The organism is Kitasatospora sp. NPDC059673 (genome assembly GCF_042734215.1).
Lineage (GTDB): Bacteria > Actinomycetota > Actinomycetes > Streptomycetales > Streptomycetaceae > Kitasatospora.
This window is the reverse complement of record NZ_JBHWEN010000034.1, coordinates 58,832-70,646: the sequence shown is the minus strand read 5'-3', so window position 1 is coordinate 70,646 and position 11,815 is coordinate 58,832. Positions and strand designations below refer to the sequence as shown.

Below are 11,815 nucleotides of genomic sequence, written 5' to 3'. Positions count from 1 at the left end.
TCCAACCAACCGATACCGGCTGGCCGGGGATGTCAACATATCTGGCGTTGACTTTTGGCACGCTGTTGAGTTCTCAAGGAACGGACACTTCCTTCAGGCGGCCTTCCGACCGGCCCTCCGGGCGCTTCGTTCTTTCGTGTTTCCAGCTTATCAGATGTTTTCCGCTCCGTTTTCCGGAGTTTCATTCATTCCGATTTGCTTTGGCCTTTCGGCGCTCCCGAACTCTATCAGAGTTTCTCGGCCTGTTTTCCCCGCCCCATTCGAACGAATTCGAATCCGGAGCGAAGCCGCACGACCGTGGGGCAACCCGGAGAACGTTACGCACCGGGCTGCCCCAGGTCAAATCAGGTCGGTCAGACCTCGACGACGACCGGGAGGATCATCGGGCGGCGCCGGTAGTTGTCGGCGACCCACTTGCCGATGGTCCGGCGGACCAGCTGCTGGACCTGACGGACCTCCAGGACGCCTTCCCCGGCGGAGCGGGTGAGGGCTTCCTCCAGCTTGCCGGCGATGGACGCGAACGCGCTGTCGTCGATGCCGGAGCCGCGGGCCTGGATGGTCGGGCCGCTGACGATCTTGCCGTTGGTGGAGTCGACCACCACGAAGACCGAGATGAAGCCCTCTTCGCCGAGAATCCGGCGGTCCTTGAGCGAGGCCTCGGTGATGTCGCCGACCGAGGAGCCGTCCACGTAGACGTAGCCGGCCTGGACCTTGCCGGCGATCCGGGCGACGCCCTTCTCCAGGTCGACGCAGATGCCGTCCTCGGCGATGACCACGCGGTTTCGCGGGACGCCGGTGGCGATGCCGAGGTCGGCGGCGGCACGCAGGTGGCGCCATTCGCCGTGGACCGGCATCAGGTTCTTCGGCTTGCAGATGTTGAAGAAGTACAGGAGTTCACCGGCCGAGGCGTGGCCGGAGACGTGCACCTTCGCGTTGCCCTTGTGGACAACCTTGGCGCCCCAGCGGGTGAGGCCGTTGATGACCCGGTAGACGGCGTTCTCGTTGCCGGGGATCAGCGAGGAGGCGAGGACGACGGTGTCGCCCTCGACGATGCGGATCTGGTGGTCGCGGTTGGCCATCCGGGACAGCGCGGCCATCGGCTCGCCCTGGGAGCCGGTGCAGATCAGCACCACCTCCTTGTCGGGGAGGTCGTCGAGGGTCTTGACGTCGACGATCAGGTTGCCGGGGACCTTCAGGTAGCCGAGGTCGCGGGCGATGCCCATGTTGCGGACCATCGAGCGGCCGACGAAGGCGACCTTGCGCCGGTACTCGTGCGCGGCGTCCAGGACCTGCTGGATGCGGTGCACGTGGCTGGCGAAGGAGGCGACGATGATGCGCTTCTCCGCGTTGGCGAAGACGTTGCGCAGCGCGGCGGAGATGTCGCGCTCGTGCGGGATGAAGCCGGGGACCTCGGCGTTGGTGGAGTCCACCAGGAGGAGGTCCATGCCCTCTTCGGCCAGCTTGGCGAAGGTCGGCAGGTCGGTGAGGCGGCCGTCCAGCGGGAGCTGGTCCATCTTGAAGTCGCCGGTGGCGACGACCATGCCCGCGGGGGTGCGGACGGCGACGGCCAGGGCGTCGGGGATGGAGTGGTTGACCGCGATGAACTGGCAGTCGAAGGGGCCGATCCGCTCGCGGTCGCCCTCGGCGACCTCCAGGACGTAGGGGCGGATGCGGTGTTCGGCGAGCTTGGCCTCGATCAGGGCGAGGGTGAGCTTGGAGCCGATCAGCGGGATGTCCGGGTTCTCCCGGAGAAGGTAGGGGACGGCGCCGATGTGGTCCTCGTGGCCGTGGGTCAGGATGATGCCGTCGATCTTGTCGAGGCGGTCCCGGATGTAGCTGAAGTCGGGGAGGATCAGGTCGACGCCGGGCTGCTCGTCCTCGGGGAAGAGCACGCCGCAGTCGATGATCAGGATGCGGTCGCCGTACTCGAGGACCGTCATGTTGCGGCCGATCTCGCCGAGACCGCCCAGCGGGGTGATGCGGAGGGCGCCCTCCTTGAGAGCGGGGGGAGCGCCGAGTTCGGGGTGCGGGTGGCTCAAAAGACTCTCCTCACGACGCACGCCATATGCCCGGAGGGTTCTTCCCCCGGTGGCATATGGCGTGCGTCCATCGTGGTTACCTGACTGCCGATTGCCGCGCGCCGTCGGTCCCGGTCCAGCGGCGGACCCGGTGGGGGTCCGGCGAGCCGGGGGCGCGCACGTCTGTTGTTGGTTACAGGTGTACCCCGCCGGCGGCGAGATCCTCCTTCAGCCGGGCGATCTCCGCGTCCGTGGCGGAGACCAGGGGCAGCCGGAGCGGGCCGGCCGGGTGTCCCTGCAGGTTCAACGCAGCCTTGGAGAGGATCACTCCCTGGGTGCGGAAGATACCGGTGTAGACCGGCAGCAGCGACTGGTGGACGGCGAGCGCCTTGGCGTGGTCGCCGGCGACGAAGGCCTCGATCATGGCACGCATCTCGGCGGCGACCACGTGGCCGACCACGCTGACCACGCCGACGGCTCCGACCGAGAGCAGCGGCAGGGTCAGGTTGTCGTCGCCGGAGTACCAGGCGAGGCCGGTGTCGGCGATGGCGCGGGCGGCTGCGGCGATGTCGCCCTTGGCGTCCTTGTTGGCGACGATCCGCGGGTGCTCGCCGAGGCGGACCAGGGTGTCGTGTTCGAGGGCGACGGCGGCGCGGCCGGGGATGTCGTACAGCATCACCGGCAGTTCGGTGGCGTCGGCGATCGCGACGGTGTGCAGGTACAGGCCCTCCTGCGGCGGCTTGCTGTAGTACGGGGTGACCGCGAGCAGGCCGTGGGCGCCGGCGGCCTGCGCCTGGCGGGCGAGTTCGACGCTGTGGTGGGTGTTGTTGGTGCCGACGCCGGCGATGACGTGGGCGCGGTCTCCGACCGCCTCGACCACGGCCCGGACCAGCTGGGCCTTCTCCGCGTCGGTGGTGGTGGGCGACTCGCCGGTGGTGCCGTTGAGCACCAGGCCGTCGTTTCCGGAGTCCACCAGGTGGGCGGCAAGGCGCTGGGCGCCGTCGAGGTCGAGCTCGCCTTCGGCGGTGAACGGGGTGACCATCGCGGTCAGGACCCGGCCGAAGGGCGTCTGCGGTGTGGAGGTCGGAGCCATGGGTCCAAAGCTACTCGTAGGGCGGTGGTCGATCGCCACGCAGGTCCAGGGTTTGGACAGTCCTGAGGGCCGCGGGCCGGGCCCGACATGGGATTCCGGTGCTGCGCGCTCGGGGGTTCACGCAGCACCGGAATCCGTGCCCCGAGCGTATGGAGCGGCCGAGAACGCCGCAATCCGGGCATCTCGGGCAGGTCCGGCCATCTGCCCGTCCACGCAGGTCAGCGGCCGGTTCACGGCCGCCCGCGGAAGGCCGCACGGGTGAGCACGGCCGGGCCGGGATCCGACGGTCCGTCAGACCCCGGCCAGGGGATCGGGCGTCAGACCTTGCGCCAGCCGGGGACCCAGGCGCCGTCCTCGACGGTGTAGTCGCCGAACAGCGAGGGCGCCTCCTTGACCATCAGCTCGCCGATCTTGCCGAACAGCAGCCGGATCTCCTCCTCGGCGCCCGGCGCGGTGCGGTTCTCGATGACGTGGCGCAGGGTGCGCACGTTCGCCGTCCAGACCAGGCCGGTGGCCAGGCCCTCGGGGGCGAAGCGGCGCATGAAGGAGGTCTTCTCCTTCTTCTCGTGGAACTTGACGCCCTCCTCGTCCAGCCCGAAGTGGTCGGCCATCCAGTGCTGGAACTCCTCGATCTGCTGCATGAGACCGGTGGCGCGGCTCATCAGCTCCTCGTCCCGCTGCGCCCACTCGGGGAACCAGAACGGGATGTCGTCGAGGCGGACGAAGCGCAGCGACTCCTGGGAGACCGCGACGCCGGCCCGGTGGCGGACCAGCTCGTGGGTGACCACCCGGCTGACGTTGTGCAGCACGAAGGTGAAGGAGACGTGCTCCAGCACCGAGCCGTGCGCGCTGGCCAGGATGTTCTTCAGGTAGACGTCCTGGTCGGTGCGGACCTTGGTGACGTTCGGGTTGAGGCCCGGCTTCCACGAGCGGTAGCAGATCCGGCCGGCGAACTCGGCGAGGTTCTGGGCGTCGTCCAGGTCGCCGCGGTCGACCCGCTCCAGCCAGCTCTCGCCGCCGACGTCCTGCAGGTAGGCCGCGACCTCGTCGTAGTCGAGCTCGGGGCGGGCGATCAGGTGGACCTGGGGTTCGACTGCGCGCATGGGTGATGTCCTGGCTGTTGGGGGCGGTACAGGTCAGTTTACGGCGGTGGCCGCGGCGTCCCGGCCATGCAGCTTGATCGCGTGCTGCATGGCCTTGCGGGCGCGCGGGACGTCGCCGGCGTCCGCGTAGGCGACGGCGAGCCGGAAGAAGTTCCGCCAGTCGGTGGGGTCGGCCTCGGCCTCGCGCTTGCGACGGGCGAACACCGCGTCGGCGGAGGCCCGGTCGATCCGGCCGCCGCCGGTGCGCTTGAGCTCGTCCACGGGCAGGCCGCCCTCGGCCTCCAGCTGGCGGGCGAGCCGCTCGCTGGCCCGGCCGAAGCGGATGGTCTGGCGGAGGAACCAGAGCCCGATCACCGGGATGACGAAGGCGCACACGCCGATGCCGATGCCCAGCGGCTTGCCGGTGGCGACGAGCTGCACGCCCTCCCCGACGCAGACCGCGCTGACCAGCAGCAGGATGCCGGAGAGGACGAAGAAACCGGTGCGAGAGGTCATGTCACAGGTCCAGGAAGTGTTCCAGGCCGAAGGTCAGGCCCGGGTGGTCGGCGATCCTCCGCACGCCGAGCAGGATGCCGGGCATGAAGCTGCTGTGGTGCATCGAGTCGTGCCGGATCGTCAGCGTCTCGCCGGTGTCGCCGAACATCACCTGCTGGTGGGCGAGCAGGCCGCGCAGCCGCACCGCGTGCACCGGGACGCCGTCCACGTCGGCGCCGCGGGCGCCGGGCAGGCTGTGCGTGGTCGGGTCCTGCTGCGGGGGCAGGCCGGCCTCCGCGCGGGCGGCGGCGATCAGCTGCGCGGTGCGGGTGGCGGTGCCGGACGGGGCGTCGGCCTTGCGGTCGTGGTGGAGTTCGACCACCTCGACGGACTCGAAGTACTTGGCCGCCAGCTGGGAGAACTTCATGCCGAGGATCGCGCCGATGGAGAAGTTCGGGGCGATCAGCAGGCCGAGCTCGGGGGCCTCGGCGAGCAGACCGCGGACGGTCTCCAGGCGCTCCTCGGTCCAGCCGGTGGTGCCGGTCACCACGTGGATGCCGTTGCGCAGGCAATGGTCGAGGTTGCCCATCACCGAGTCGGGGTGGGTGAGTTCGACCGCGACATCGACCCCGGCCTCGCCGAGTTCGGTGAGCTCGGAGCCACGGCCGAGGGCGGCCACCAGCTCCATGCCGTCGGCGGCCTCCACGGCCTTGACGGCCTCGGAGCCGATCCGGCCCTTGGCGCCGATCACGGCGACGCGCAGCGTCATGTCAGTTGTCCTCTCGGGCGGTTCAGGCGAGCAGGTCGGCCAGCTTGGCGGCCCGGCGGTCGTTGACCGGGCCGATCAGCGCGAGCGAGGGCCGGTGCGCCCCCAGCACATCACGGGCGACGGCGTGCACGTCGTCCAGGGTGACCTCGGCCATCTTGCGCAGCATCTCGTCCACCGACAGGTGGTGGCCGTAGGAGAGTTCGGCCTTGCCGATGCGGTTCATCAGCGAGCCGGTGTCCTCCATGCCGAGCACGGTGGAGCCGGAGATCTGGCCGATCGCACGGCGCAGCTCCTCCTCGGTGATGCCTTCCTCGACGACCCGGGCGAGTTCCTCGCGGCAGATCTTCAGCACCTCCTCGACCCGCTTGGGCTGGCAGCCGGCGTAGATGCCGAACAGACCGGTGTCGGCGTAGGAGGAGGAGTACGAGTACACCGAGTACGCCAGGCCGCGCTTCTCCCGGACCTCCTGGAACAGCCGGGAGCTCATGCCGCCGCCGAGGGCCGCGTTGAGCACGCCCAGCGCCCAGCGGCGCTCGTCGTGGCGCGGGATGCCGGGGACGCCGAGCACCAGGTGGGCCTGCTCGGTGGGGCGGTTGAGGACGGCGGCCTTGCCGGAGGTGCGGACCGCCTTGACGCCGCGCCGGACCTCGGCGGGGTGGCCCTTGGACTTGGCCAGCACCGGCGCGAACGCCTTCTCCACCAGCTTGACCACCTTGGCGTGGTCGAGGTTGCCGGCCGCGGCGACCACCAGGTTCTCCGGCTTGTACCGGCGGTGGTAGAAGCCGGCGATCTGGTCGCGGCTCAGGCCGGACACCGTCTCCTGGGTGCCCAGGATCGGGCGGCCGAGCGGGCCGGTCCCGAAGATCACCTTGGCGAACAGGTCGTGCACCACGTCGCCCGGGTCGTCCTCGGCCATCGCCATCTCTTCCAGGATGACGCCGCGCTCGGACTCCACGTCCTCGGGGCGGACCAGCGAGCCGGTGAGCATGTCGCACACCACGTCGATGGCCAGCGGCAGGTCGGTGTCCAGGACCCGCGCGTAGTAGCAGGTGTTCTCCTTGGCGGTGAACGCGTTCATCTCGCCGCCGACCGCGTCCAGCGCGGCGGAGATCTCCAGCGCGTCGCGCCGGGCGGTGCCCTTGAAGAGCAGGTGCTCCAGGTAGTGCGTGGCGCCGTTCAGCACCGGGGTCTCGTCCCGGGAGCCGACGCCGACCCAGATGCCGAAGGTGGCGCTGCGCACCGTCGGGAGGGTCTCGGTGACGACCCGCAGGCCGCCGGGGAGCACGGTGCGGCGGACGGTGCCCGCGCCGCCTTCGGTGCCCTTGAGCAGGGTCCGGGTAGTGCCGGGGCGCTGCTTCGCCGCCGAGGCCTGGGCCACGGGTGTTCCTTCCAACTACTGCTTCACGAGGGGAGCTTCACGAACAGGGCGCGGCCCGCACGCGCCGATCGGGGCGTGCGGGCCGCAGGGTGTTACCGGGGTGTCACTCGGAGGCGGCGGCCTCGCCGCCCTCCTCGCCCTCGATGACGGGGATCAGCGACAGCTTGCCGCGCGGGTCGATCTCGGCGATCTCGACCTGCACCTTGGTGCCGACGCCGAGCACGTCCTCGACGTTCTCGACGCGCTTGCCGCCGGCCAGCTTGCGGATCTGCGAGATGTGCAGCAGACCGTCCTTGCCCGGCATGAGCGAGACGAAGGCGCCGAAGGTGGTGGTCTTCACCACGGTGCCCAGGTAGCGCTCGCCGACCTCCGGCATGGTCGGGTTGGCGATCTGGTTGATCGTCGAGCGGGCGGCCTCGGCGGCCGGGCCGTCGGCGGCACCGATGTAGATGGTGCCGTCGTCCTCGATGGTGATCTCGGCGCCGGTGTCCTCCTGGATCTGGTTGATCATCTTGCCCTTGGGGCCGATGACCTCGCCGATCTTGTCCACCGGGATCTTGATGGTGATGATCCGCGGCGCGTTCGGGGACATCTCGTCGGGCGAGTCGATGGCCTCGTTCATCACGTCGAGGATGTGCAGGCGGGCGTCCCGGGCCTGCTTCAGCGCGGCGGCCAGCACGGAGGCCGGGATGCCGTCGAGCTTGGTGTCCAGCTGCAGGGCGGTGATGAAGTTGCGGGTACCGGCGACCTTGAAGTCCATGTCGCCGTACGCGTCCTCGGCGCCGAGGATGTCGGTGAGCGTCACGTAGTGGGTCTCACCGTCGATCTCCTGCGAGATCAGACCCATGGCGATGCCCGCGACGGCGGCCTTCAGCGGCACACCGGCGTTCAGCAGCGACATGGTGGAGGCGCAGACCGAGCCCATCGAGGTGGAGCCGTTGGAGCCCAGCGCCTCGGAGACCTGGCGGATCGCGTAGGGGAACTCCTCGCGGGTCGGCAGGACCGGGAGGATCGCGCGCTCGGCGAGGGCGCCGTGGCCGATCTCGCGGCGCTTCGGCGAACCGACGCGGCCGGTCTCACCGACCGAGTACGGCGGGAAGTTGTAGTTGTGCATGTAGCGCCGACGGGTCTCCGGGGAGAGCGTGTCGAGCTGCTGCTCCATGCGCAGCATGTTCAGCGTGGTGACACCCAGGATCTGGGTCTCGCCGCGCTCGAACAGGGCGGAGCCGTGCACCCGCGGGATGGCCTCGACCTCGGCGGCCAGGGTGCGGATGTCGGTGACGCCGCGGCCGTCGATGCGGACCTTGTCCTTGATGACGCGCTCGCGGACGATCTTCTTGGTCAGCGCGTTGTAGGCGCCGCTGATCTCCTTCTCGCGGCCCTCGAACTCCGGGAGCAGCTTGTCGGCGGCGACGGCCTTGATGCGGTCCAGCTCGTTCTGGCGCTCCTGCTTGCCGGCGATGGTCAGCGCCTTGGCCAGCTCGTCCTTGACGGCGGCGGTCAGCGCGGCCAGCACGTCGTCCTGGTAGTCCAGGAAGCGCGGGAACTCGCCGGTCGGCTTGGCGGCCTGCTTGGCGAGCTGGGCCTGGGCGGCGCACAGCACCTTGATGAACGGCTTCGCGGCCTCCAGGCCGGAGGCGACGACCTCCTCGGTGGGGGCCTCGGCGCCGCCCTCGACCAGCTTGATGGTCTTGTCGGTGGCCTCGGCCTCGACCATCATGATCGCGACGTCGCCGTCCGGCAGGACGCGACCGGCGACGACCATGTCGAAGACGGCCGACTCCAGCTCGGAGTGGGTCGGGAAGGCCACCCACTGGCCCTTGATCAGCGCGACGCGGACGCCGCCGATCGGGCCGGAGAACGGCAGGCCGGCCAGCTGGGTGGAGGCGGAGGCCGCGTTGATGGCCACCACGTCGTACAGGTGGTCGGGGTTGAGCGCCATGACGGTGACGACGACCTGGACCTCGTTGCGCAGGCCCTTGACGAAGGACGGGCGCAGCGGGCGGTCGATCAGGCGGCAGGTGAGGATCGCGTCCTCGGACGGCCGGCCCTCACGGCGGAAGAACGAGCCGGGGATGCGGCCGGCGGCGTACATCCGCTCCTCGACGTCCACCGTCAGCGGGAAGAAGTCGAAGTGCTCCTTGGGCTGCTTCGAGGCGCTGGTGGCCGACAGCACCATGGTGTCGTCGTCCAGGTAGGCCACGGCGGAGCCGGCGGCCTGACGGGCCAGGCGGCCGGTCTCGAAGCGGATGGTGCGGGTGCCGAAGCTGCCGTTGTCGATGACGGCCTCGGCGTAGAAAACGTTCTCTTCCACCTGGAAGATCTCCTCTTTCGTACGTCTCCCCAGGAGCGCCCCTGCGCGTGCCTGCCGTGGCCCGGGCAGTTGGGCCGGTCTTCGATCGAAGCCACCGGGTCCGTCCCCGCGTGTCGGGGGTCCCGGCGGCCACTACCGAGGACCGGCGCCTTTCGGCGTGCGGCGGTCGGCGTGTGGACGCTCCTGCGGTGCGGGCGGCTTCCGTTTGAAGCCTTGGTCGGCCCGCAAGGGCGGGCATGCCCTTTACCTTACAAATTCACACCCTATCGAGCGCGGCTTTACGGCCGGGCTGTTCGCGGGGTGCGGTCGCGAGGTGGCGCGGAAAGCGCCGAGGGGCGGCTCCCCCGGTGAGGGGAGCCGCCCCTACGAGCGGTGTCAGCGGGCGCCGCCGGCGGCACCGCGGCGGATGCCGAGGCGGTCCACCAGGGTACGGAAGCGCTCGATGTCCTTCTTGGCCAGGTACTGCAGCAGGCGGCGGCGCTGGCCGACCAGGATCAGCAGGCCACGACGCGAGTGGTGGTCGTGCTTGTGGAACTTCAGGTGCTCGGTCAGGTCCGAGATGCGGCGGGAGAGCATGGCCACCTGAACCTCGGGAGAGCCGGTGTCGCCCTCCTTCTGGCCGAACTCGGCGATGATCTGCTTCTTGACGTCAGCGGCGAGGGCCACGGGCATCTCCTTCGGTGTTGGCCGAGCGGTCCTGGTCGAAGGCACAGGACCTGACAGAACTCGGACGGATCAACGATACCAGCGCGGCTCAGCCGGTCGCGCCGCGCACCACGTTGTAGATGTTGAGCACGGCCAGCGCCAGCGGCACCAGGGCGATCAGCATCAGGCTGTCGACCATGTCCAGGATGCGGCCCCAGAACGGGGACACTCCGGAGCGGGGGACGATCAGCGCGATCGCGATCATGATCGCGGCGCCGGCCGCGATGGACGTGGACAGCCACACGGTGCGCAGGTCGCCGCCGTCGCCGCCGCCGGTGGCCGCGGCCATCGCCAGGTGCATCGGGGTGTGCAGGGCGAGGCCCAGGATCAGCAGCGCCAGGCCGGCCAGGCCGGCGATGGTGAGCGCGAACACCTGGGCGGTGTAGCGGAACAGCCGGGCGCGCAGCATGGTCGTGACGCCGATGGCCAGGGCCAGCAGTTCGGCCCAGGTGCGGTCGCTGAAGCCGAGCACGGTGCAGGCGCCGACGATGGTGGTGGCGGCGCCGCCGACCAGGCCGACCAGCACCTCGTGGCCGCGGCGGGCCTGGGCGGCGATCCGCTCGTACTGGACGGTCTCGGCGCTGGTGTTCTCCTCGCCGTAGGCGGTGCCGCGGGTGCGGGCCTGGCCGGGGGCGCTGAAGCCGACGGGCAGGCGGGCGAACCGGGCGGACAGCGCGGGCAGGAAGCCGATCGCGGCGACCGCGGCGACGCCGGTGACGGCGGCGATGTCGGTGATCGCGGTGCCGGACATCAGCACGGCGGCGAAGGTGGCCAGGGTGCCGGCGGCGGCGACGAAGGCGGCGGCGACGAACACCGAGTCCTTCTCCGGCAGCAGGCCGACCAGCAGGACGGCGACCACCAGCACGGCGACGCAGCCGACCAGGAACTGGAGCCGGCCGGGGCCGTCGCCGAGGTGCGGGACGTCGATGATGCCGGAGCCGGCCAGCATGGCGTGCGGCAGCGCGCCGAGGCCGAGCGCGAGCGCGGCGACGTGGTCCTCGTAGACCCGGGCGCGGACGGCGGCGAAGGTCACCAGCACGACGGCGGTGACGCCGGCCAGGATGCCCGGCAGGCCGAACATGTTGTGCCGCAGGTCGGAGAACCACAGCGCGAACGCCAGCAGGGTGAGCAGCACCGTGCCGGCGATCAGGCCGAAGGCCCGCATCAGGTCCGGGCTCCAGAACCGGCGGTCGGCCTCGACCGCGGAGGCGATGGCGTCGGCGACGTCGTCGTAGACGGCCGGCGGCAGCGACTCGGAGAACGGGCGCAGGCTCAACAGGTCGCCGTCGCGGACCTGTTGGGCCGCCAGCGGAAGTCCGCTGTCGAGCACGGTGCCGTCCCGCCGCACCAGATGGAACCCGGTCGGCGTTCCGTCCACCTGGGTCTGCCCGGAGAGCCGCAGCACTTCCGGGTAGATGTCGGCGAGCGGGACGTCCTCCGGCAGGGCGACGTCGATCCGGCTGTCCGGTGCCACCACGGTGACCCGGCAGAAACCGGTCGTAGCGTTTGTGCTCACCGGCCCTCTCCCCCTCGTTGGCTGTGTCGGCAAGTCTGCTGACCACTCGTCGACCGGCTCCGGAACTGTCACGGCCCGAACGAGAGTTGGCGCGGCGTCACCTTACCCCCTCGGCGCAAGGGTGCACCGCGTCGGGGGCGTGGAGGAGGTGTGGGCGGCGCATGCGGATGGAGGCGGTGCGCAGGAGCGCCGGGGGTTGTGTGTTGACGCCGGATCAGTACCCTGCGGGTGGGCGACCCCGTGGACGAACGGCTTGCCCAGCGCAGTAGGATCGGCCCCTGCGCACGGCGTACGGGGGCGGCGATCGAACGCGACAGCCCCGCGCGCCTGCGGTTCGGCGGAGCGGGGGCGGCGTCATCACACGGGGCGCCCTCACCGTACGTATCCAGATGCGTGAGGGCGGATTGTGAGCGAGCGATGGGGGTGCCCCCGACCCTGTGCCCGG

General features: G+C 70.4%; 9 protein-coding genes. All 9 read right to left on the bottom strand.

All coding sequences use genetic code 11. From position 1 onward, the window contains the following. Positions 1-353 precede the first annotated feature (353 nt). The gene (locus ACFV18_RS29725) at positions 354-2,039 is read right to left on the bottom strand and encodes a ribonuclease J (RefSeq protein WP_380488334.1); all 1,686 of its coding nucleotides are present in this window, start codon (positions 2,037-2,039) and stop codon (positions 354-356) included. A 172-nt stretch (positions 2,040-2,211) separates the two neighbouring features. Next, positions 2,212-3,111: a 4-hydroxy-tetrahydrodipicolinate synthase gene (dapA, locus tag ACFV18_RS29720; protein WP_380488333.1), complete on the bottom strand. Its 900-nt coding sequence runs from the start codon at positions 3,109-3,111 to the stop codon at positions 2,212-2,214. A gap of 317 nt (positions 3,112-3,428) precedes the next feature. Next, positions 3,429-4,214, bottom strand: a complete 786-nt coding sequence (thyX, locus tag ACFV18_RS29715) for an FAD-dependent thymidylate synthase (RefSeq protein ID WP_380488332.1) — start codon at positions 4,212-4,214, stop codon at positions 3,429-3,431. Between the two features lie 33 nt (positions 4,215-4,247). Continuing rightward, on the bottom strand, positions 4,248-4,709 hold the full coding sequence (locus ACFV18_RS29710) for a hypothetical protein (RefSeq protein WP_380488331.1): 462 nt from the start codon (positions 4,707-4,709) through the stop codon (positions 4,248-4,250). Between the two features lies 1 nt (position 4,710). Beyond that, a complete protein-coding gene (gene dapB, locus ACFV18_RS29705) occupies positions 4,711-5,457 on the bottom strand; it encodes a 4-hydroxy-tetrahydrodipicolinate reductase (RefSeq protein ID WP_380488330.1) in 747 nt (248 codons plus the stop codon). Positions 5,458-5,479: 22 nt separating this feature from the next. After that, positions 5,480-6,835: a M16 family metallopeptidase gene (locus ACFV18_RS29700; RefSeq protein ID WP_380488329.1), complete on the bottom strand. Its 1,356-nt coding sequence runs from the start codon at positions 6,833-6,835 to the stop codon at positions 5,480-5,482. A gap of 103 nt (positions 6,836-6,938) precedes the next feature. Continuing rightward, a complete protein-coding gene (locus tag ACFV18_RS29695; protein WP_380488328.1) occupies positions 6,939-9,149 on the bottom strand; it encodes a polyribonucleotide nucleotidyltransferase in 2,211 nt (736 codons plus the stop codon). 375 nt (positions 9,150-9,524) lie between these two features. Then, a complete protein-coding gene (gene rpsO / locus ACFV18_RS29690) occupies positions 9,525-9,815 on the bottom strand; it encodes a 30S ribosomal protein S15 (protein WP_030462697.1) in 291 nt (96 codons plus the stop codon). Between the two features lie 88 nt (positions 9,816-9,903). Beyond that, the gene (gene eccD, locus ACFV18_RS29685) at positions 9,904-11,370 is read right to left on the bottom strand and encodes a type VII secretion integral membrane protein EccD (RefSeq protein ID WP_380488327.1); all 1,467 of its coding nucleotides are present in this window, start codon (positions 11,368-11,370) and stop codon (positions 9,904-9,906) included. Positions 11,371-11,815 lie beyond the last annotated feature (445 nt).

Coding starts and splice junctions, on each gene's coding strand:
- ACFV18_RS29710 (WP_380488331.1), bottom strand. CDS start 4,709: ATGACCTCTCGCACCGGTTTCTTCGTCCTCTCCGGCATCCTGCTGCTG.
- dapB (WP_380488330.1), bottom strand. CDS start 5,457: ATGACGCTGCGCGTCGCCGTGATCGGCGCCAAGGGCCGGATCGGCTCC.
- dapA (WP_380488333.1), bottom strand. CDS start 3,111: ATGGCTCCGACCTCCACACCGCAGACGCCCTTCGGCCGGGTCCTGACC.
- thyX (WP_380488332.1), bottom strand. CDS start 4,214: ATGCGCGCAGTCGAACCCCAGGTCCACCTGATCGCCCGCCCCGAGCTC.